Origin of the sequence: Cytobacillus sp. FSL W8-0315 (assembly GCF_038002905.1) — a bacterium.
GTDB classification, from domain to species: Bacteria; Bacillota; Bacilli; order Bacillales; family Cytobacillaceae; genus Cytobacillus; species Cytobacillus pseudoceanisediminis.
In genome coordinates, this window is record NZ_JBBOOC010000001.1 from 1,172,858 (window position 1) to 1,195,655 (window position 22,798).

Sequence of the window (22,798 nt, forward strand, 5' to 3'; positions counted from 1 at the left end):
ACAAGTTTTGTAATCCTATCTTATAGAATATCAAAATTCATGCAAAATGGATATAGAAATTTAGAATGATTGCCCTATTATTTGCCAGAAAGGAATGTGTGTGGTAGGCCTAATGTAATAAAAATCCGATCATAAAATAAATAATTAGTAAAAAAGACCCTGATTATTTCCTTTTTCATGTATTATAGTTTAATAGATGAGTTTTTGGTAAATATTCGACAAAAAAGGTGGGTAATGAGTGAAGTCATCATTGGTAAAAGTCTTCTGTGTTTTGGTCTTATTGTTTCATTTTGTTCCTCAGTTTACTCAGTCAGTTCATGCTGCATATTCTTTTGAGGGAAAGGCAACTGCCACCATTCTGAATGTCCGTGCTAAGGCCACAGTTTCTTCCACTGTTATAGGAAAGCTGAAAAAAGGCCAGGTCGTTACGATAAGTGCACAGCAAAAAGGTTGGTCCAAAATTACAACTGGCAAAACGACTGGTTGGGTTTCTTCAGCTTATCTCTCGCCTGTTACTTGGACCGGTTACGTAACAGCCACCAGCTTAAACGTCAGAAAGCTCCCTAATGCAAATGGTTCCATCGTAACAAAAGTACCTATAAATACTGCAGTAACGGTAGAGGGGAAGGATGGAAGCTGGCTCAAAGTGTATATCCCAAGCCAAAAGAGTGGGGGATGGGTATCAGCTTCCTATGTGTCAAAAAAGAAGCCGGCTGTTCCTCCTAAAACCTTAGGTGCATTTTATGTTACTGCTGATATATTAAATGTCCGTGCCAGCGCAGCAGCTTCTTCTAAAGTTGTGGGTAAGGTTTCAAAAGGAGCAGCAGTTGAAGTACATAGCCAGAAAGGAAATTGGTCTTCAATAACAGCAGCTAAAGGGTTAAAGGGATGGGTTTCTTCTTCTTATATTGATAAAAAAAGGCCGGTAGATGAAGAGGAAGCTGTCACAATTAAAGAAACAAGAATTATCCTAAAGGAGAACAGCAATATCCGAAAAGGCCCGGGCACAAACTTTGGGGTTATCGCTTTGGAAAAGGCCGGCACTTCTCTTGTCAAAACAGGAGAGAGCAAGGGCTGGATCAAAGTAAAAACAAGTAAAGGCAAAGAAGGCTGGATTGCCGGCTGGCTAGTGACATCTCCCAATTCAGGTCTGAAAGGAAAGGTTATTGCCATTGATGCGGGGCATGGTGGTTTTGATAATGGAACGAGCGGAAAAATCCACAAAGAAAAAACTCTCAACCTAAAGACAGCCCAGGAGTTAAAAACGCTGCTCCAAAAGTCAGGTGCTAAAGTGGTTATGACTCGTTCTAATGATCAACAATATTTAAGTCTCAATCAGCGGGTGAATATTAGCCATGTACAGAAAGCAGATGCTTTTATCAGTATCCATTACAATGCCTATTCAAGCACCAGTTCCGGAATAATGACCTTTTACTATAATAACTCCAAAGATGGACGCCTTGCTCAATCCATTCATAATGGCTTACTGGTTCAGACAGGCATGAGAAATCTAGGTGTGAAATATGGGAATTACCATGTGTTAAGGACAAACAAGCAGCCATCTGTATTGCTTGAATTAGGTTTCCTTTCCAATCCCAATGAGGAAAAACATGTAGCAACAGCTGATTATCAGCGAAAAGCTGCAAAGGGAATTTATGATGGCCTTAATCAGTATTTCCTTAAGTAATAGAAATAAAATGGATATTAGAGGTTGTTCCTTCTCTGGGACGCCTTTTTTTATGGAGCAATTGTCTAATTCTTTTCCGCGTAAAGGTATAAAATTAATCTATCTTCTTCTGAACCTCTACATTCAATTCATTAATACTGAAGCAATGGTTATTTCTTATAGAAGGAGACTTGTAAACCCTCCTGTCATTTGTGGTTCGTTTTTTGTGACAATAATCAAAAAATACGGAAAACCTTGTTAAGAAGAAGGTACTCTGAGCATTTTACTTGGTCTCTTTTGTAATAATTCTTATTTTATATAGACGAGCCAGACTCCCAATTCCTCGTCAAAAAACGGCTCGGATGTGGCATGAAGGACATGCTGATCATCGGAGTCTATAAAAGGGGTTCCGTCCGGATGAAACATGCGAAATCTGTCACCTATTTGAATAGTGTGATATCCTGTTTCCTCCCAAATTCCATCTTTATGCACTTCGATTTTGTGAAGCTCCATTTCCTCCATTATCAACACCACCAAGTTCAGTTTTCTCATTCAATTAAAGGGTATCCAGAATTATACATTCCCATTCGTTTTTGGACTGAGTTTTAAATTCTCTTAACATCGTTTTGACAAAAATTAAAAATATATTTCTATTAGTATATTTTTCTGCAATTTTCGCATTGTGAATTGTAAGATTTATAGATAAAATAAGTAATGGTGTCAAATTATGTAATGAATAAGAGAGATGGGGGATAATTAGTTGAATGCTAGAAAGTGGATGATTCTGGTTTCTGTTTTGGTGTTGATCTTGTCAGTTTCAATTTTTCCTGGTAAATCTGAAGCATTTACAGATTTATCAATTTATAAAGTGGAAACAGGGAAATTTGGAAGTGAAAGCGAGGCAAATGCAGCCTTAGAACAGCTTAGAAAGGACACAGGATGGAACGGAGTATATCAGCAGACTAGTAATTATCAAATTACAAGTGGCTATTTTCCAGGTGAATCTAAAGTAAAAGAAGTCCTTAAGCAAATGGAATCCTCGACAGGCATAACAGGTACATATGAAGGCTGGGGAGAACCACAGGAATATCAGGAGGTCATCAGCGGTTATTATAGCAGTGAATCTGCAGCTCAGGATGTATTACGGCAGTTTGAAAGCTCTACGGGTTTTCAAGGCAGATACGAGCAATGGCTTGATCCGCTTAGTAAATACAAAGTTACTAGCGGATATTATAATGGAGAGTCGACTGTAAAGGGGATTCTAAAAAAGCTTGAAGAACAAACCGGTGTAACCGGTAAATACCAAGGCTCAGGTGAACCTCAGGATTATTATAAGCTTGTTAGCGGCTACTATAATGGTGAAGCGGCTGTAAAGGATGTCATTCAAAAATTCGAAGCTTCAACAGGCATGAAAGGGAGCTATGAAGGCTGGGGCAATCCGGAGAAGTTCTATCAAATTACAAGCGGCTATTATAATGGAGAGTCATCCGTTAAGAATGCCCTCAGCCAAATGGAAACAGCTACGGGTGTAAAAGGAAGCTATAGAGGCTGGGGGAACCCGGAAAACTATTATCAGCTTACAAGCGGCTATTATAATGGTGAAGCAGCCGTTACTAATATTCTAAACCAGCTTAAATCTGCTACTGGGATAAATGGTACATATAAAGGCTGGGGCAATCCCGAAAAATATTATGTGCTAAAAAGTGCCTATTACAGCAGCGAATCTTCTGCCCGGAATGTCATACAGCAATTAACTTCTTCTACAGGAATTAAAGCAAGTTATGAAGGCTGGGGAGAAGCAGAGAGCTATTACCAGCTTACAAGCGGCTACTATAATGGAGAAGCGACAGTCAAGAGTGTGGTGCAGCAGTTTAAGTCTGCCACTGGAATCAATGCAGGATACGAGTCTATCGGAAGCGGGAGATACCAGCTTAAATCAGTTCCTGTACTTGGAATGGAGACGGTTAATCGCGGACTGGAATTTTTCAAGAAAAAGAATTTGAGTGCCCAATATCAGGCAACAGGTGAAAAGGGCTATACAAAATTCCAGATTATTTCCCAGCCGGTTTTGGGTGATGCAAATCTGAATAAGGCTTTAAATTTCTTTAACCAAAAAAGCCTAAAAGCGGAGTATCAGGCAACAGGGGAAACAGGCTATAACAAGTTTCAACTAGTAACTGAACCTGTGCTGGGAATAGGCAAAGTAAATGAAGCTCTTGCGTTCTTTGGACAAAAGAAGCTGAAAGCTGAGTATCAATCGAACGGCAAAACAGGGTATACCAAGTTTGAACTGGTTTCTGAGCCTGTATTGGGTGATTCCAAGTTAAATGCGGTTCTTTCATACTTTAAGCAGAAGAACCTTAAAGCGAATCATCAGGCTACGGGAGAGACTGGATTTACCAAGTTCCAGTTCGTTTCAGAGCCTATTCTGGAGGTTTCAAAGCTTAAAACAGGGCAGGCATTCTTCGCAGGAAGAAACTGGAAGGTAGAAACTCTGCCAACAGGAGAAAAGGGATATACGAAATTTGATATAGTTCTTGATTCTGTATTAGGATCAAAGCTTAATGATGTTCTTGCATTCTTTAAACGGAATAATTGGTCCGCAGACTATCAGCCTGTTGGAACAGTGCAGGAAACGAATCGATACCAGATTGTTTCAGAACCCCTTATAGGAACAAGTAATATCAACAAAGCTCTTAATTTCTTTACAAGCAGAAATTTAAAGGCATTCAATCAGTCTACTGGCGAAAGAGGATATGATAAGTTTTATATTAAATCTGCTCCGATAGCCGGCACGGTTTTACTCAATAAGGGGCTGGATTTCTTTAAATCCAATAATTGGTCAGCTACCCATACTGTAATCGGTGTGCCGCATTATCAGATTGTAACCCAGGAGTTTACTGGCTATGACACAGCGGCAGACGTTATTGGGAAGCTGAAGACTTTGTATGGATGGACTTCTTATGCTGTCAAGGTTAAAAATGGACCGCAGTTGATGTATACGAATTATGGCCTTTCTCTTAACCAAATGCTGGATATCCAAATGACTAGAAGCCCACAGACCGATAAGTATCGGAATGAGCCAAGGTTCATCCATGCTGATTATGTGGATACAAGTAAAGGTATTGTAACCGGTGATAACGTTAATGTACGAACAGCGCCGTCTTTGACTGGGACAATTACTCAGAAAGTGAATTCTGGAACTCAAGTGCTAGTGATTCGCAAAACAGGGGATTGGATCGAAGTTCGTATGACTTGGCAGGATGCTAAGTCAGCAGATGTAAGTGAATATTTAAATCCTAATAACTTTAGCATGGACAGCAAGTATTATTTCCAATTTCTCAAATTGTCCAAGCCGGCATATATTGATGCAGCGGAGGTAAACAGCAAAATCCTTAATAATAAAGGTATTCTGACGGGCAAGGCACAAGCCTTCATATCCGCTGCACAAATGTACAGCATTAATGAGCTATATCTGATTTCTCACGCTCTATTAGAGACAGGAAACGGAAGTTCGAAGCTTGCTAACGGTGTAACGTATAATGGCAAAACAGTTTATAATATGTATGGTTATGGGGCATATGATTCCTGCCCGCTTGAATGTGGCGCTAAAACTGCCTATGAAAATGGCTGGTTCACACCTGAACAGGCTATCATTGGCGGTGCAAGACTTATCAGCAGCGGCTATATTTATAACACAACGTTCCAGCAGGATACGTTGTACAAGATGAGATGGAATCCTGTGCAGCCTTCACATCAATATGCTACAGATATTGGCTGGGCATACAAGCAGGTTGGCAGCATCTATAACTTATATCAATTGCTTGATAACTATACCCTATACTATGATGTGCCAAAATATAATTAGAAAGAGAAAGCTGGTCCAAGTAATTGGGCCAGCTTTTTTCTGCGATCTTGCCTGCCAGATGAATGGAAATGAAAAAACTATATTTCTAACTGCAAATCAGGTATAATTATGAAAGTGTTTTTAATCAATCGACAAAAATCTGTATGACTTGACAAAAAGTTTCATGTGCTATTTGTGGATGAGGCTTGAGAATACCGCAAACATTTTGGTATCTTTTCTATAAATTCTTTTTGAAAGAGGGATTTAATATGACAGTTTTAGTCACAGGGGGCGCTGGATATATTGGAAGCCATGCTGCCGTAGAGTTGCTTAATAATGGATATGAAATTGTAGTTCTTGATAATTTATCAAACAGCCAAATGGAATCAATCAGGCGTGTGAAAGAGTTAACAGGCAAGGAGTTTCCTTTTTATTCATATGACTTATTAGAAAAGGAAGCGCTGGACCAGCTCTTTAGCAACTATCAATTTGATTCTGTTATGCATTTTGCAGGTTTAAAAGCAGTAGGTGAATCTGTGGAAATTCCATTAACGTATTATCATAATAATATTACCGGAACGTTGAACCTTTGTGAGGTCATGGCCAAATATGATGTGAAGAAGCTGGTTTTCAGCTCTTCTGCCACCGTATACGGCAACCCGGATCGTGTGCCGATTGATGAATCATTCCCTCTATCAGCCACTAACCCTTATGGCCGCACAAAATTAATGATTGAGGAAATCTTAAGAGACTTATACGTTTCGGATTCATCTTGGAGAATTGCGCTGTTAAGATACTTTAATCCAATCGGTGCACATGAAAGCGGACGAATCGGAGAAAATCCTAATGGTATTCCAAATAACCTGATGCCATATATCACTCAAGTTGCTATTGGCAAACGAGAAAAACTATCAGTATTCGGCAATGATTATGATACACATGATGGCACAGGTGTACGTGATTTTATCCATGTAGTCGATTTGGTGAAAGGCCATTTAAAAGCCCTTGAATATTTGGATGGAAATCAGGGAGTAGAAACGTTTAACCTGGGAACGGGAACAGGATACAGTGTACTTGATTTGGTCAATGCCTTGAGCTCTGTCAGTTCGAAGGAAATCCCATATGAGTTCACGGAACGCCGTCAGGGAGATATCGGCGTTTGCTATGCAAACCCTGAAAAAGCAGCCAAATTATTGGGGTGGCGTGCTGAAAAGGGGCTTCAAGAGATGTGCCAGGATTCCTGGAAGTGGCAATCAACTAATCCAAACGGATTTGAAGAATAAGGTTACGAATCTTAAGAGTCAGGAATCAAAGGAGTAATTTTATGTTTGATATATACAAGGAAATGTGGGAACGCCGCAGAATGGTTCATGCATTGTCCTTAAATGAGATAAAAAGAGAATATGCGGGTACTTTATTTGGGTTTATTTGGGGACTTATAAATCCGCTAATGAGGATAGCTGTTTTTTGGTTCGTTTTCAGTGTCGGTGCCCGGGCGGGAGGGCCGGTGAATGGTGCTCCTTTTATGGCGTGGCTCGCAATCGGAATGGTGGCGTGGTTTTTAATCAATGACGGATTTAAACTGGCGCAGAAATCCTTTCGGAGCAAAAGGGGTATCATAAAAAATACTCCTTTCCCGATCGCCATATTGCCGGCGGTACAGATTTTGTTTTCCTACTATACTCATTTGATATTATTGGCCGTTATGCTGGTGGTTATTGGCATATCTATTAAGAGCATTTCATTCTACTGGTTCCAGCTTCTATATTATGATTTTGCCGCCTTAATGCTTCTATTGGGTCTCGGTTCGGTTACGGCTCCGCTGGTAGCCATCAGTAAAGATTTCGGTCGTTTCTTGGACACCACTCTTGTATTCCTGTTTTGGATGACGCCTATTTTCTGGTCTATCGATAATTTGGGTCTTGGTGCCTTGGAAACGGTGATTAAACTAAACCCATTTCATTATATTGTCCAAGGCTATCGTGATTCCTTCCTGTTTGATACGGGTTTTTGGGAGTATCCACTGTATACGCTATATTTCTGGGCATTGGTATTCTTATTATTTGTTTTAGGAAATTACTTATATAAACGTATGAAACCTATTTTTCTTGATATATTGTAACTTTCACTTGTGAAAGGCGGATCATTATGGAGATTGCAGTCAGTGTGAAGAATCTGACAAAAAAATATAAGCTATATGATGACAAATGGGGACCTATTAAAGAGGTTCTTACCCATAAAAAGCTCCACAAAGAGTTCCTGGCCCTTAATGATGTTTCAATAGACTTCCCTAAAGGGGAGTCTATTGGCGTTTTAGGTAAAAATGGTTCAGGAAAATCAACTCTGCTCAAAATTATTACAGGCATTGCGGATCCTACCGCCGGAGATGTACGGGTGGATGGGTCTCTTGTATTTTTGGATGTCAGCTCCGGTATTGATGCTGAATTAAGCGGATATGAGAATATCTTTATGAAAGGAATTCTGCTGGGCTATTCAAAAGAGGAAATGATGGAAAAGGTTGAGGATATCATCGAGTTTTCGGAACTGGGAGAGTTCATCCATCAGCCTGTGAAAAATTATTCTTCTGGTATGAGGTCTAAGCTGGGTTTTGCGATATCGGTGAATGTGGATCCTGACATCCTTATTGTCGATGAAGCCTTGGCGGTTGGAGACTCTCTATTCAGAGAAAAATGTATGAATAAGATGAATGAATTCAAGGAGAAGGGTAAAACCATTATATTCGTCAGCCATGACAAGCATGCTGTCGAATCCTTTTGCTCCAAGGCAGCCTGGATTCACCAGGGGAATCTGATCAGTTATGGAGACTCCAAATTTGTTGGCTCTATTTATAATGATTTTATGAGCGGCAGGAAAACGCTTGAAGCGATTAAGTCAGAAATACAATTTCATCATTCTATCGAAAAAGTGGTATATAACACGACTTCAGAGGGGATTTCCTTGGATTTGGAAGGTTATTTATACAGTGACAATGAAACGGCTGCAAAAGATTTTGAAGCAGTTCTGCGGGACTCCCGAACAGGGGAATATCTATCCAAGCCAATAATAAGGAAAGCACTAAAGAATCATTCCATGGTTCCGGCAAGTCAAAAGGATCAGGCTGGATTTTCAGTGCAATTTTCTGAAGCTCAACTAGCTGCCTTCGTGAAGCCCGGAAAATATGATGTTGGCATCAGGTATAAGGGCGAAAAGGAAGAGTGGACAGAATTCCCTTTATGGGCAGGACAGGCAGAGGTTATGGAAGATAATTCGGTCCAAGGTCCGTATAAATATCATTTAAAACAAGAAAGCAATAAACTTTTTATGACCGTTGATAACCACGAAAAGGTTCAGGAACAGATCAACAAGATCTGGTTTGATGAAAATTCCTTGAAAATAGAAGGGGTTGCTTTTGTCAGAGGGTATGAAACTGATTCGGAAGATGATGTAAGAATGGAATTCCATTTAATTAACATGGAAACGTTTGAAGAAAGAGTTTATCCAGCTGAAGTGAGCGAAACGGAGGAAATAACAGAGAATGTCTCCTTCAATCCTCAAGGGAAAAAGTATAATTATTCACAATTTCATGTGGATTTGGATATTGCAAATATTCCTGTCGGCAGATACGAGTGCAAATTAAGATACGAAATGAAAAATCCGCCGCATCATAAAATGCTGGTCCTGGCATGGGCATCTAAACATGACCAATATCCATCTGTTCCTTATAAAATAGAAAACAAAGAGATAGACGTACAAACTGGTTCCAAATATCTCTTAATCGAGGTAAAGGGCAGCCTATCATAAAAGCTCTAAAACTTGGGCAGATTATACTTATTCTTGAAGAAGTACGGACCTGGGAAAGAGGTTTTTTATATTAGGGAATATGAGGAGTTATAAAATGAAATCGAAGAATATTGTGTTTGTTTTAAATGAATATAATGGCCATGGCGGCGCACAGAGGGTTGCTTCCATTCTGGCGGATGATTTCCTCAAAGATGGACATAACGTTGCCGTTTTAAGTATAAATGAGCAGGAAAATGAGCCAAGCTATTTTTCTGCTGACATACCTGTTCATATAGTACACAAGAATGGATACCGCGCACCGATTGCCAAGGAAATCTCTTCAAACCTGAAGGCTTTGCGATTCAATAAGGTTGCATCGGAAGTCAAGAGGAGGATCGAGCTCGTTAAAAGAAGGAAAGAAGTGCAAAGATTCTTTGACAAATATGGTGATGAAGATGTGTATGTCATTATCATCCAAGTTTGGGGAATGCAATGGATTCAGCCTGTTCTGTATAGGAAAAATGTGAAGATCATCGGACAAAGCCATGAAAGCGTTGCGGCTGCGAAAAATTCCCATCGCTATAAAAGGCTTCTCCGATATTATCGTCAAGTATCGAAGTTTTTATTATTGACCCAAAAAGACTCCGAATACTTTGCAAATCTGGGTTTTACAAATGCCGGGGTCATGTATAATCCATCGCCGTTCAGATCTGCCAACGAAGCTTTGAAGTTATATTCAAACAAAACGATTGTTTCGACAGGAAGACTTATTGAGGACAAAGGGTTTGATGTGCTGATTGAATCCTTTTCCAGGGTGGCGGAAGATATACCAGGATGGAAGCTTGAAATTTACGGTGAAGGGCCTGCGAAAAAGTCACTCCAAAGCCTGATTAATGTTCTTGACATGAATGATCGGATTCATTTAAAGGGTCAAACAGGAAATGTTCAGGAAGTATTAGAAAGTGCCAGCTTCTTTGTACTGTCTTCCAAAGCTGAAGGGCTGCCCATGTCTTTAATAGAAGCACAATCCTGTGGCCTTCCGTGCATCTCCACGGACTGTGCCCCTGGTATACGGGAGATCATTGATGAATATGAAAATGGGTATTTAGCACCGGTTGGAGATGTGCCTGTACTGTCGCGGCATATTAGGCGCCTTGCGCAAAATGAGGATTTATTTGCTGAATTTAGCGAGAAGTCTTTTAGTAAAAGTGAGAAATTCGAAAAATCTGTAATCAAACAGCAATGGTATGACTTATTTGATGAATTGGGAGGTGGGCATGGTGTTAACTAAATTAAATACTCAGCATAAGCCGCCTAAGCTATCTGTCGTTGTCATTGCTTTCAATAACGAATTATATATTGAAGAATGTTTGGAGTCCCTCCATGAACAAACATATAAGGATTTCGAAGTAGTTGTCGTAAATGATTATTCTAAAGACAAAACCGGAGAAATCATCGATGACTTTATTAAAGATAAACCAAATTTTAAATCCATTCATCTTCAGGAAAACAGTGGAGGCTGCAGCACACCCCGGAATACAGGGATTGAAAACACAACTGGAGAGTATATCATGTTCCTGGATGGTGACGATTGGTATACGGTGGATGCGTGCGAGAAAATGGTCGCTGCCATTGAAAGGACAGGCTCAGACTTTGTGGCAGGACAAGCAATTCGCACAAATAATTATCACATCTGGTATCATAACCAAATTTATAACATTGAACGGACTAATATAAATATCCGGGATTTTAAAGTGCTTCTTTTTGACAGCGTTTCTACAAATAAGATCTATAAGCGTTCTTTTTTGGACAAACATCATTTACGTTTTCCTGAAGGCATTCATTATGAAGATGTTGTTTTTACAGGTAAAGCATATTTCCTTGCAGAAAGTGTAAGTATTATTCCGGAACCGATTTACTATTGGCGGGTAGTCGAAAATGCTGCAGTAAAATCCATATCCAACAGAAGATTTGAATTTGAAAACTTTGAGAACCGAATTATATCCCATCGATATTATGATAAGTTCTTGAGAGAAAACAGAGATCTCCTCTACCAGGAACATAAGAATAACCGTTTTCTGCGCCATGATTTAAAATTATATATAAATGATTACCTGGAATTTGACGAAGAATATAAAGAAAAATTCCATGCCCTGATTTATGAATATATGCACGAGGTTATGGACGAATATGCATTTACGAATCTTGCCGAAAAAGACCGTATTCTATACTACTTGCTCTATTTAGGTGACAAAGAGGCATTTCAGGATTATATTGCCTATATTAATGGACTGCCTACGAAGGCAAATAGAATTTACGCTGTTGCTGATCAATATTATTTCCGTCCTTCTATTCAAAAATATAATGAAAAGTTCCTTCGGATCAGCAGTTTAAGAGTAGATTTCAATCTACATGATATGAAATTAAATCATGATAAGCTCGTTTTTCAGGCAAATATCAATTCAGAATCAATTAATGATGAAGAAATTGATTTGTATTGGGTGCTTCGAAATAACCTGACAAAAGAAATGCTTGTTTCTGATAGCGAGGGTGGAAACAGGTATAGTATTGATCTGAAGAATATGGAGCCTGGAAACTATTATTTATCCTTAGTTATTAGTCATCAGGGCAACCTTCATAAGCGTCTAGTTAAGAAGACGGATATTCATGACTTCAGTAATAAACTGGTTAAGAACAATGGATTATCAAAAGCATTCTTTATTAATCACAAAAATTCCTTTGCCATACAAGTGCTTCCATTAAGAAGAATGGACCAGGTTAAATGGATGTTTTCCAAAAGGAGAAAACCAAAACAGCATAAGAAACCGGGAGTTCTTCAAAACGCCCTTACTAATTTTATCAAGGGCCGAATTAAAAAGCTCCCTGTTAAATCGAACTGGGTGGTCTTCGAAGCCCATATGGGAAAACAGTACAGTGACAGTCCTAAGTATATTTATGAAGAACTGCTGAAGGGAAATAACAAATATAAATATATCTGGTCCTTTGAAGATCCGGAAGCTGTCGAGGTGCCTGGAAATCCTGTTAAAGTTAAAAAAAATAGCCTCAAATATTATTATTATCTTAACCGATCCAAGTATTGGGTAGATAACCAGGGAATTGCACATTTAGTCCCTAAGAAGAAAGATCAGGTGTATCTGCAAACCTGGCATGGAACACCTCTTAAGAGAATGGGCTATGACCAAAAAAAGCTTCCTAGTGAAACGGAGCTGTCACGACTTCGGGTTCAGACAGATGCTTGGGATTTCTTCATTTCTCCAAACTCCTACAGCTCCAAAATATTTACGCGCGGGTTCCGGTATGGGGGAGAGATTCTTGAGACAGGTTACCCAAGAAATGATATTCTGATTAACAAGCCAAGGGAGATTGCGGAAAAGGTTCGGAATGAAACAGGGATTTCTGAAGGCAAAAAGGTCATTCTTTTTGCTCCTACATTCCGGGATTGGGATCCCAACTCATTCCAAAAAACACTCGCAGATATCCAGCAGCTTAGCAAAAGTGTTGACCAAAACACTATTATCCTGCTCCGGCTGCATTACTTGTTATCTGCAAAGATCTCTCATATGAGAATGCCTGAGAATGTCATAAATGCATCAGGCTATCAGGATATACAGGAATTATATTTGGTGTCGGATGTATTGATAAGTGATTATTCATCTGTCATGTTTGACTTTGCATTATTAAAGAGGCCGATTATTTTATACTGCTATGACTTGGAAGAATATTTGGCCCGCCGGGGAACCTACTTTGATCTGGTTGAAAAGGCTCCTGGTCCGATATGCAGAAAGATAGATGAAGTCAATTCCTTCTTGAATCATCCTGCCCGATTAAACGAGTATGAGCAATTACTGGACCGTTTTGTTGCTGAATTTGGCAGTATAGAAGATGGCAATGCTTCTAAAAGAGTTGTAAACAGGGTTTTTCATTAACTAAATAAAAAGAGTTGCTTTTTGCAGCTCTTTTTATTATTTTGGCATTTGTAAATGTAGAGGTGAGAAATGTGTCTGCACTTGTATCCATTGTAATTCCAGTATATAATGCTGCTCCTTATCTTGACGAATGTTTGAAATCTGTCATAGATCAAAGCTATCAGGCTTTAGAAGTCATTATTATTAATGATGGTTCGACTGACCAAAGCGAAGAGATCATTAATCGGTATGTTAATCAGGATAGCCGAATAACATTAATCAACCAGCAGAACCACGGGTTAGGCTATACCAGGAATAAAGGTATTTCATTAAGCAATGGAACATACATTTTCTTTTTGGATTCTGATGACCGCATACCGGCTCATGCCATCCAATCCTTAGTGAAAGCAGCTGTAAAGGGTGACGCCGATTATGCAGCCGGGAAAGTTATTCGTTTTAATGAAGAGAGAAAATATATCCCCATCAGGCATCTGGAATTTAATTTATACAAAAAGAATGAGATCACTGCACTTTTGGATCAACCAGAATTGCTCCAGGATAGTATTGCCTGCAATAAGCTATGGAAGAAGGATTTTGTGAAAAGAAACAATCTTCATTTTACAGAAGGAAAGTATTATGAAGATCTTGCTTTTACAATGAAAGGAGCCGTACTTGCAGGCAAGATAGCCATTGTTAATAGTTTTGTATATGAATGGCGGGTTAGGGAAGGAGAAGATAAGCCTTCCATCACACAGCAGCAAATGAAACTGCAGAACACTCTGGATCGAATTAGTGCCTTATCTTCAAACAGACAGTGGCTGAAAGCTAACCAAATACCTGTGAAAATCATTCAGGAGCATGATTTAAAAAGCTTATTGGATCTCTTGAGGCTACATGTCATTAAATATGCCTTAATCGATGATGCAGATAGAGAACGGTGGGAAGATGCGGTCACCTCATTTATAAATGAAATCCCGGCAGATACTGCGTTAAAGCTTCCCGCTAAAGAAAAGAAGCTCTATGATATATTTTTCAATAAAAATTATAATGAGTTGAAATTATTTTCTGTAATTTATACAAACACAGAAACAACTCCAATTGTCTTTCAGGAAAGCAGCAGGTTCCTTCTAAAAGGTGAAGAAAAGACTCATGATGTTACCAAAGATTTTAAGCCCACAGTAATAATAAGTAAAATCGTATCGGATGATTTAGGGTTCGAAATTTCAGGAGCATTGACTATTCCGAAGGCCAGCAAGCAAGCCGTTGGTGAAATCTATGCGACTGTAAGAGGCTCAAAGGAAAAGATCATACTCGCTAATGTAGAAAGTGAGCCTGTGGAGGAACCTCACCCTTATCTCTTTGAAAATCAGATATATAAAGCATGGATTCAAGCCAAGGCCTTTAAAAATGTGGTTCGGGGATCCACCTTGGACTTATATTTCCGCCTGGTTGATTATCCCGAGTATCGGCCGGCCAGAATTAGAGTTTCTCCAGGGGTTAACACTTCCGATGGAATCAAAGAGCCTGTAATATCTCTTTATCGGACAAATTTAGGCAATATGAGTATAGAGATTAAAGCGAAAAATGTATTGTTCGGAAAAGCTCTTGCCAAAATCAAAAAAATACTGAAGTAAAGTGAGAAAAAGCCCGGAACTATAACTGTTCCGGGCTTTCTCTGCTGATTTAATAGGAAATGGCTCTTTTTTCCTGATTGCTCCAAAGTTTATTGAACTCGCTTTTACTGATCTTGACATTTTTTTGCCCTGTCCATGGGTCGTTGAAATAATAATTGCTGCTGTCATAGCCTACTAAAGTGATGGCATGTACAGTAAAGCCGTGCATAGGGGAGACCCAGACAACCACTGGCTTTCGATAAGATAAGTGAGCTTCTATTGCTGCATTGCTTTTACCTGATAAGTTTACTGAACTTCCTGCATATTTTTTTACGATGCCCATTAATGCAGTTGGATAAATAGTCCAGCCGAACTTTGTAAATGGATCACCTACATACCCTAAATAAGGGCTGTAAGGATGCTTTGGCATTTCATTGGCTAATTTTACTTTATTAGCGGATGCTCCTTTATATTGAAGCATCATGGTTACAGCAGTGATTTCACAGCCGGTTGGCAGCTCTGGCAGCTGTGATACAAGCGGAACATTTAATTGCAGCCCGCTAATTTTAGAGCCATGGTATCCATAGGATGTTTTTGGTGCATAAAAATAGACTGAAAGGATGCGCTGGGTTCCTGATTCTCTCAAGGATGATTTTTTAATATAGCCTGCGGAATCAAGATCGAATATGTATTTGATTCTATTGCTGTGGCTGCCATAGTAGGTTTGAGGATAGTACTCAAACCATGAAAGTGTACGCTGGGTCCCTTTTTCTCTTTTAGAGGTTTTTGATATATGACCCGACTTGTTCATATCAAATATAAGACTGATTTTATCACCGTGATTTCCATAAACGGCATTAGAATAATATTCATATAGCGAAAGAATTCGCTGGGATCCTTTTTCTCGTTTGCTTGCCAGGGCCACATTACCTGAGCTGTTTATATCGAAAATATATTCAATGTTTGTGCTATGCTTTCCGTAAAAAGTTCCAGGATAATAATGATAAGCTGATGTGATCCGTCGGGTATCCTTTTCTCTCTGAATAGCTTTATTCAAATAGCCGGATGAATTAAGTTCAAAGGAAAATTTAATCTTGCTTCCATGTGCACCATATGAGGTTTGAGGATAATACTGATATATGGCCAAGGTGCGCTGTGTGTCTATTTCCCTCTGGAATGCACTTGCAATATATCCTGATGCAGTCATTTCAAATATGTATTTAATCCTTTTCCCATGCGCCCCATATCGGGTTTGAGGGTAATATTCATAATGGATTTCTGGCTGCTGGGAGTCCTCTTTAAGTTTTTGAGCATTTATAATATAACCATCCTGATTTAAAGAGAAAATAAACTTTACATGCTCATTCGCATTTTCGTGCGAAGTATTGGGATAAAACTCCTTTATTGTAACGAGTTTATTATTTGAGTAAACTTCTGCATGGGTCAGGTATCCGTTTGAATTTAAGAAATATTTAGTATTGCCCTCTATAATCGTATTCTCATTTTGCAGAGCCTGAGAACTGCTGACGGCTTTTGATTTTTGAACAGCCTTTTCCGTTAATGTTTTGTTGGACTCGAGGCTTTCTGATACATCAGTTAGCGTATCGTTTGATGACTCATCAGTTAACGTATCTTTAGATGATTCGGCGGGTTCTGTAATTTGCTGGGATGGCTCTTTTTCTTCTTGCATCGGATCCGTAACATCACTTTTAAATGACTCTTCAGCAATTGTATCATCCTCTGTCATTTGTTCTGAAGTTATTTCCTTTTCTTTTTCTTTTGGCTGGTCAAGCAGAGTTTCTTGAAGATTTTCCTCTGAAGGAACAATTTTCTCAGAAACGGTTTCCTGGTTTTCGGCCTCTGCATATGCCGGATGATGTATGACTGGAATCAATAGCGATAAGATAAGTGAAGAAGCCAATAGTTTCTTAATCATTCTTTTCCCCTTTCTTATTTAGTTCGTGTTACTCACAATTATTAATAGTATAATAGATTTTCAGTGCAGGAAAGAGAATTTTCGACCAGTTTTAATCCAGTTCCGCAAACGCAGACAAAATGCGACACAAAAAAATACTCCCTTTACGTCTCGTAAAGGGAGCTCTTTTTTGTTTCTTGCGACTTTAAGGTATATAAGATCCAAGAAGCGATATTTTGGCTGGAAGCTCCTTTGGAATATTCATTCCATTTATTCTCGTATTCCGATATTTCTTCAAGCTGAAAATCACCTGACTGTAAAATAGTGATAATTTCGCTTGTTGACATGGCAATTGGGCCAGGGACAACGTCTGAATACTCGCCCCAGAACCCGCGTTCTTTTTGATAGTGCTCAAGATCATAAGGAAAGAAGATCATTGGCTTCCCTAGAATTGAAAAATCAAATGGAATAGATGAATAATCAGTAATTAATATATCAGTAATAAATAAAATATCATTAAGCTTGGCATATTTAGAATAATCATAAACAAATCCATCGTATTTGCTTATATCCAGATTGTTTTTGACAGCAGGATGCAGCCTTAGCAGAACAATATAATCTCCATTTAAATGGTGCTGCATTTCCTCCAGGTCCAAATGAAGCTGAAAGTGGTCCAATTCATTATCCCGGAAGGTCGGTGCATATAGAATGACCTTTTTTTCTTCCAGATAAGGGAATTTTTGATACATATATTTTTTAATAAGAGCAATCCGCTTTTCGTTAAAAAAAACATCTGTTCTCGGCATTCCGGTTCTAAGAATGTTTTTTTCCTCAATTCCAAACGCTTCCCCAAATATCCTGGCCATTTCTTCCGAGCCGACTATTATATTATGGAACTGCTTATATACTTTTTTAAACCTTGTAATGGCCCTGCTCTTCCTGTTTGCAATCGAGGGGTCTTTAAGGCCAAATTGTTTAATGGCACCGGAAGCATGCCATACTTGGAGGCAAGTAACATTTTTTTTGAACCGGATTGATGAGAGAAATCCATAATAATTATCCACGATCACCAGCTTGGAAGTGGCTAAATGATAAATGGAAATTATAAAATCCTTCAGCTTTTTAGGCTCAAATAGCAATATCGTGCTCTCATCATATTTAGAAAAAAAGTTATACACATTCTTGCTTGCTAAAAAAATAGTACGACAAGAAGGATCTTGTCGCCTAAGTTCTTCATATATACTTGCGCTATTTTCAATAAATGTAACAACGAAGACAGTTTTTTCTTTCTTTTGGGGGAACAGCTTGCATATATTAAATATGAAAGAAAATAACATCAAGTATATTGATACTAAGATCTCTCTAGCCATTGTGAACTTTGAACAAATCTTTCTTAATCTTTGTAGTTGAAATTCCAACTGTTCTTGGAAGGTAGATTACTTCGCAATATTCTTTAAGGAAATCAAATTTCCCTTTCCAATCATCGCCCATGACAAAAATATCAATATCATTTTCAATAACATCGCTGATTTTTTGTTCCCAATTGTTTTCAGGAATGACTTTATCAACATATCTAATGGACTCCAGGATCATTTTTCTATTCTCGTAGCTATGGTATGCTTCTTTATTTTTAAGAGCATTAAACTCATCTGAGGAGATGGCAACTGTCAGATGATCCCCAAGCTCCTTTGCTCTTTTTAGAATATTTATATGACCCCAATGCAGCAAATCAAACGTACCGTATGTGATGACTTTTTTCATCGATTACTCCTCCTAAAAACTTGCTGTATTCGATTTCGGATATATTTTTACAATTATTTAATACTGACTCAACATTATCCATCTATCATTAAAAGTATAATGGTGGAGTCTGTGTCCAAAGACTTATTTACATCGACAATTTTCATTGTAAATCTTTATGTTTACAAAGCCATTACAGTGAACTAACAATTTGTACACGTTCAGTAATAACGCAAACATACTTATACTATTTTATTCTTTTTCTTGGTATTTTACAAGTTTACTTCGCGTGGGGATGCTGCCATATCCTGTTAGCCATTTATTCATTTTTTATACCTTGATAATGATTCGTTAAAACCAGATTCATTTGATAATCGCCATGAATAGCTTTATAATGTCTTCATATGCCGAAAAATGTTGAAAAAATAGTCAATTCTATATACAAGGTGAATGAGACATGCCATTAAAAAATTTTTTGTTAAGGGTAAAAAGAAGTAATAAAATACAGAGAATATATCAAATTGTTTTTAAGCTGGCCGGTTATCTTCCTGTGAAGGAAGACCTTATCATCTTTGAAAGCTTTTTAGGAAAGCAATATAGCTGCAATCCTAGAGCCATTTATGAATACCTGAGAGAAAATCACCCTGAATATACTATGTATTGGAGTGCAGATAAAAGGCATCTGGAAAACTTTACTGATAAAGATATATTATATGCAGAAAGATTTTCTCTAAAATGGCTTTTTCTCATGGCCAGAGCCCGTTATTGGGTAAGCAACAGCCGACTGCCATTGTGGATCCCGAAGCCTTCTCATACCACTTATCTTCAAACATGGCATGGAACGCCTCTAAAAAGGCTTGCAGCTGATATGGATGAAGTGCACATGCCCGGTACTGATACAGAAAGCTACAAAGTGAATTTCCTGAAGGAATCAAGTAAGTGGGATTATTTGATTTCCCCTAATAGATATTCCACGGATATATTCAGAAGGGCATTTGGATTCCGAAAAGAAATGATTGAATCCGGCTATCCACGCAATGATTTTCTTTACAATAACAATAATGTAGAAACTATTGAAAAGTTGAAAAAGGACTATCATTTGCCGCTGGATAAAAAGATTCTGCTCTATGCCCCAACCTGGAGAGATGACCAGTTTTACGGGAAGGGCCAATATAAATTTGAACTTCAATTAAACCTTGATCGCTTAAGGGAAAAACTGGGGCATGAATATATAATTATTTTAAGAATGCATTATTTAGTCGCTGAAAACTTTGACTTAACACCATATGAAGGGTTTGCCTATGACTTCTCCCATCATGAGGATATACGTGAGTTATATTTAATATCTGATATGCTAGTGACTGATTATTCTTCTGTTTTCTTTGATTACGGAAATCTGAGGCGTCCGATGATCTTCTATGTTTATGATATCGATAATTATAGAGATAAACTTCGTGGCTTCTATTTTGATTTTGAAGAGAAGGCACCTGGTCCATTAGCCAGGACCACAGAGGAGGTCATTCATTATATTAAGAATATAACCCCGGATTCTTATTTGAATGAGCAATATGAGGAGTTTTACAGCAAATTTTGCTATTTAGAGAGTGGAGAGTCTTCAAGGCGGGTTGTTGAAGAGGTTTTTCTGAAAAAAGATATATAACTAATGTATTAAGGTAAAAGGGATGGCGAATGCTGTCCCTTTTTCTTTTAATTTAATTTTGTAAAGCTTTGAATAATAATATTGCACTTAAGTGAAAAATTGTAAATATTCTCTGCATTCATTTACTTCAAAATACGAATCACTTATTCTATAAGAAATATTCATGAATACATTGCAGAGAGGTGAAAAAACATCCAGATATACTGCTGACTCCAACTTAAGCCCTGCTTTATCCTTGTCCTCGAATGATTAAGCGGCGATTATTGGCTGCTAATATTTTGTGGTATATTAATGGAGAAAATTTAAGATGACAAGGAGTTTTCTTATGAATTTAGAACATGTGGACATTTTGGGTGTTCCTTTTGTTCATGCAACCCGCTCTCAATTTGTTGATCAATTGCAGCATCATATAAATGCAGAACAAAAAGCTTTTGTGATAACGGCAAATCCTGAAATTGTAATGAAGGCCAATGAAGAACCGTCGTATATGAAGGTGGTGGAACAGGCGACCTATGTAACGGCAGATGGGATTGGTGTAGTAAAGGCGGCAAAGCTGTTAAATAAACCCCTGCCTGAGAGGGTAGCAGGCTATGATGTGATGATGGACTTGCTTCAATTAGCTGACCGGCACCAGCACCGTGTGTATCTGCTGGGGGCCAGGCAGGAAACGCTGGAAAAGGCTGAAAGGAATATTGGAAAACAATTTCCTCAGCTAAAAATAGTCGGTTCGCATAATGGGTTTTTTGACTGGAAAAGCAGACATATTCAGCAGGAAATTGCTGAAAAGCGGCCGGATCTCATTTTTGTGGCATTAGGCGTGCCAAGGCAGGAAAATTGGATTGCTGAAAATATTCATCAATTTGACAAAGGTGTGTTTGTTGGTGTCGGGGGCAGCTTTGATGTCATTGCCGGGACCGTGAAAAGAGCGCCGGAAATCTGGCAAAGGATGAATCTGGAATGGTTTTACAGGCTGTTAAAGCAGCCAAGCCGTTTTGGACGGATGATGGCACTGCCGAGATTCGCTTTCAAGATTTTAGCGCAGAAAGCAAGAAGCTAGCATGAAGCAAGCGTTTATTAAAAGCACCTTAATCTTATCCATTGCCACTTTGGCATCAAAGATACTTGGAAGCATTTTTCGCATACCGCTTCAGAATATTGCCGGAGATGAAGTGCTGGGTATTTTTAGCTTAGTTTATCCTGTCTACATGGTGGCGCTGATTCTTTCAGTAGCAGGAATTCCGATTGCTATTTCCAAATTGATTTCTGAAGCAAATGTGCATGGAGATCACGAGAAGATCTACAAAATATATGTCACTGCAGTGATTTTGGCCTTTTTGTTTGGGCTGACCAGTTTTACGCTTATCTATAGCTTTTCTGCACCGATAGCGGCGGTACTGGGAGGCGCAAGCACCCGGTTAGCCTTAATTGTTGTTTCGGCCACTCTTCTGGTTGCACCTTATATGGCTGTGTACAGGGGCTACTTTCAAGGCTTTCAGGATATTAGGCCAACAGCTGTTTCGCAGGTGCTGGAGCAATTAGTCCGTGTGGCATTTATCCTGATAATTGCTTATGTGCTTGTTGAAAGAGATTATTCCGATGAGGCGGTGTCAGCCGGCATTATGGCTGGCTCCATTTTAGGGGCTGCCGCTTCCGCTGTTTACTTGCGGATTTTGTTTGCCCGTTCTACTTTAAAGCCCAAATCAGAAGGGTTTCGCTATTCATACAGCGATTTTTTAAAAACAGGAAAAACGATTCTCTATATTTCCCTGCCGATTTGTATTGGGGCCATCACGATGGCGCTTTTGAACTTCGTGGATTCTGTGACCATTCCATATAGTCTAAAGAAAGCAGATATTGACCAAAATATTACCTATATGTATGGAATTTACGGGCGGGGACTGTCGCTTGTGCAAATCGCTACTGTGTTCTCAAGCTCGATCGTGCTTCCGCTTATCCCTCTATTAACAGAGACGCTGGCGGAAAAGAACCATGAAAAGGCAAGGGGGATCCTGGAAAGAACTCACCGTCTGACGCATCTTGTGTCATGGCCCGCAGCATTTGGGCTGCTGGCATTAAGTCTTCCTTTAAATATGGCTTTATTTAAAGACTTGGAAGGAAGCGCTGTGCTGGCGGTCATCGGCTTTAGTTCTGTATTTACTTCTCTATCTGTACTGGGTACAGGGATTTTGCAGGGGATCAATCTGGCCAAGCATGCTGCCTATATCATTGTCTGCGGTGTGGTTCTTAAAGCAGCAGCTAACATCACCTTTGTCGGCCAGTTTGGACTAATTGGGGCAGCCTACTCGACACTGGGTGTATATGTGGTCATTTTTATTGCCAATACGATTTTTATTAAGAAGGCAGTTCCTTTCACTGTGTGGAAATGGAAGGATTCCGCTGTCGTGATTTCTTCCATCATTATGGGCGGCCTCATTAGTCTTTCGATTCTTTATGCAGATATTGAACATTGGAGCAGATTGAAAGCTTTGGTATTTTCCGGAGCTGCCGTTATAGCGGGTGCCCTCTTCTACTTTATCCTTTTATTTATTACAAGGGGTATTGATAAAACAGAAATCGCCTCCTTGCCTTTATTGAACAAAGGGAAGTCAAAAGGAACCAATTAGCATTCGGTGCTTTCTTTGAAAGGATGT

Annotated in this window: 14 protein-coding genes and 1 pseudogene; 11 read left to right on the forward strand and 4 right to left on the reverse strand. The window is 38.9% G+C overall.

The genetic code is table 11. The annotated features are described in order from the left end of the window. Positions 1–238 precede the first annotated feature (238 nt). Positions 239–1,687 (forward strand): N-acetylmuramoyl-L-alanine amidase, encoded by a 1,449-nt coding sequence (locus MKY20_RS06075; protein ID WP_251266834.1) that lies wholly within the window; start codon positions 239–241, stop codon positions 1,685–1,687. Between the two features lie 288 nt (positions 1,688–1,975). Here the strand turns inward: MKY20_RS06075 and MKY20_RS06080 are convergent, their stop codons facing one another. Continuing rightward, complete coding sequence (locus MKY20_RS06080) at positions 1,976–2,188, reverse strand: hypothetical protein (RefSeq protein WP_251174188.1); 213 nt, start codon at positions 2,186–2,188, stop codon at positions 1,976–1,978. Between the two features lie 238 nt (positions 2,189–2,426). On the opposite strand from MKY20_RS06080, the gene MKY20_RS06085 reads away from it, so the two are divergent. From MKY20_RS06085 to MKY20_RS06115, 7 genes are all read left to right on the forward strand, one after another. After that, entirely contained in the window at positions 2,427–5,534 is a 3,108-nt protein-coding gene (locus tag MKY20_RS06085) for an N-acetylglucosaminidase (protein WP_251174187.1), read from the forward strand. 248 nt (positions 5,535–5,782) lie between these two features. Next, positions 5,783–6,796 carry a UDP-glucose 4-epimerase GalE gene (gene galE, locus MKY20_RS06090; protein ID WP_251174186.1) on the forward strand — a complete coding sequence of 338 codons (1,014 nt, stop codon included), beginning with the start codon at positions 5,783–5,785 and terminating at the stop codon, positions 6,794–6,796. A gap of 41 nt (positions 6,797–6,837) precedes the next feature. Further along, the gene (locus MKY20_RS06095; protein ID WP_251174185.1) at positions 6,838–7,635 is read left to right on the forward strand and encodes an ABC transporter permease; all 798 of its coding nucleotides are present in this window, start codon (positions 6,838–6,840) and stop codon (positions 7,633–7,635) included. Positions 7,636–7,661: 26 nt separating this feature from the next. Next, positions 7,662–9,314 carry an ABC transporter ATP-binding protein gene (locus MKY20_RS06100; protein ID WP_251174184.1) on the forward strand — a complete coding sequence of 551 codons (1,653 nt, stop codon included), beginning with the start codon at positions 7,662–7,664 and terminating at the stop codon, positions 9,312–9,314. Positions 9,315–9,408: 94 nt separating this feature from the next. Beyond that, positions 9,409–10,584: a glycosyltransferase gene (locus tag MKY20_RS06105; protein ID WP_251174183.1), complete on the forward strand. Its 1,176-nt coding sequence runs from the start codon at positions 9,409–9,411 to the stop codon at positions 10,582–10,584. Continuing rightward, positions 10,571–13,240, forward strand: a complete 2,670-nt coding sequence (locus MKY20_RS06110) for a bifunctional glycosyltransferase/CDP-glycerol:glycerophosphate glycerophosphotransferase (protein ID WP_251266835.1) — start codon at positions 10,571–10,573, stop codon at positions 13,238–13,240. Before MKY20_RS06105 ends, MKY20_RS06110 begins: the two co-directional genes overlap by 14 nt. 71 nt (positions 13,241–13,311) lie before the next feature. Then, positions 13,312–14,853, forward strand: coding sequence for a glycosyltransferase family 2 protein (locus MKY20_RS06115; protein WP_251174181.1), 1,542 nt, complete (start codon positions 13,312–13,314; stop codon positions 14,851–14,853). A gap of 49 nt (positions 14,854–14,902) precedes the next feature. On the opposite strand, the gene MKY20_RS06120 is transcribed toward MKY20_RS06115, so the two are convergent. The 3 genes from MKY20_RS06120 to tagD all read right to left on the reverse strand — a co-directional run bounded on the left by MKY20_RS06120 (position 14,903) and on the right by tagD (position 18,508). Further along, positions 14,903–16,768 carry a C39 family peptidase gene (locus MKY20_RS06120; RefSeq protein ID WP_251174180.1) on the reverse strand — a complete coding sequence of 622 codons (1,866 nt, stop codon included), beginning with the start codon at positions 16,766–16,768 and terminating at the stop codon, positions 14,903–14,905. A 143-nt stretch (positions 16,769–16,911) separates the two neighbouring features. Next, the gene (locus tag MKY20_RS06125) at positions 16,912–18,117 is read right to left on the reverse strand and encodes a CDP-glycerol glycerophosphotransferase family protein (protein ID WP_251266836.1); all 1,206 of its coding nucleotides are present in this window, start codon (positions 18,115–18,117) and stop codon (positions 16,912–16,914) included. Next, the gene (gene tagD / locus MKY20_RS06130) at positions 18,110–18,508 is read right to left on the reverse strand and encodes a glycerol-3-phosphate cytidylyltransferase (protein WP_197218116.1); all 399 of its coding nucleotides are present in this window, start codon (positions 18,506–18,508) and stop codon (positions 18,110–18,112) included. Before tagD ends, MKY20_RS06125 begins: the two co-directional genes overlap by 8 nt. A gap of 520 nt (positions 18,509–19,028) precedes the next feature. Between tagD and MKY20_RS06135 the strand changes: the two are divergent. The 3 genes and pseudogenes from MKY20_RS06135 to MKY20_RS06145 form a co-directional block, all read left to right on the forward strand. Continuing rightward, positions 19,029–20,147, forward strand: a pseudogene (locus MKY20_RS06135) (CDP-glycerol glycerophosphotransferase family protein); the annotation flags it as partial. Positions 20,148–20,472: 325 nt separating this feature from the next. After that, a complete protein-coding gene (locus MKY20_RS06140; protein ID WP_174751955.1) occupies positions 20,473–21,204 on the forward strand; it encodes a WecB/TagA/CpsF family glycosyltransferase in 732 nt (243 codons plus the stop codon). A gap of 1 nt (position 21,205) precedes the next feature. Beyond that, entirely contained in the window at positions 21,206–22,771 is a 1,566-nt protein-coding gene (locus MKY20_RS06145; RefSeq protein WP_251266837.1) for a putative polysaccharide biosynthesis protein, read from the forward strand. Positions 22,772–22,798 lie beyond the last annotated feature (27 nt).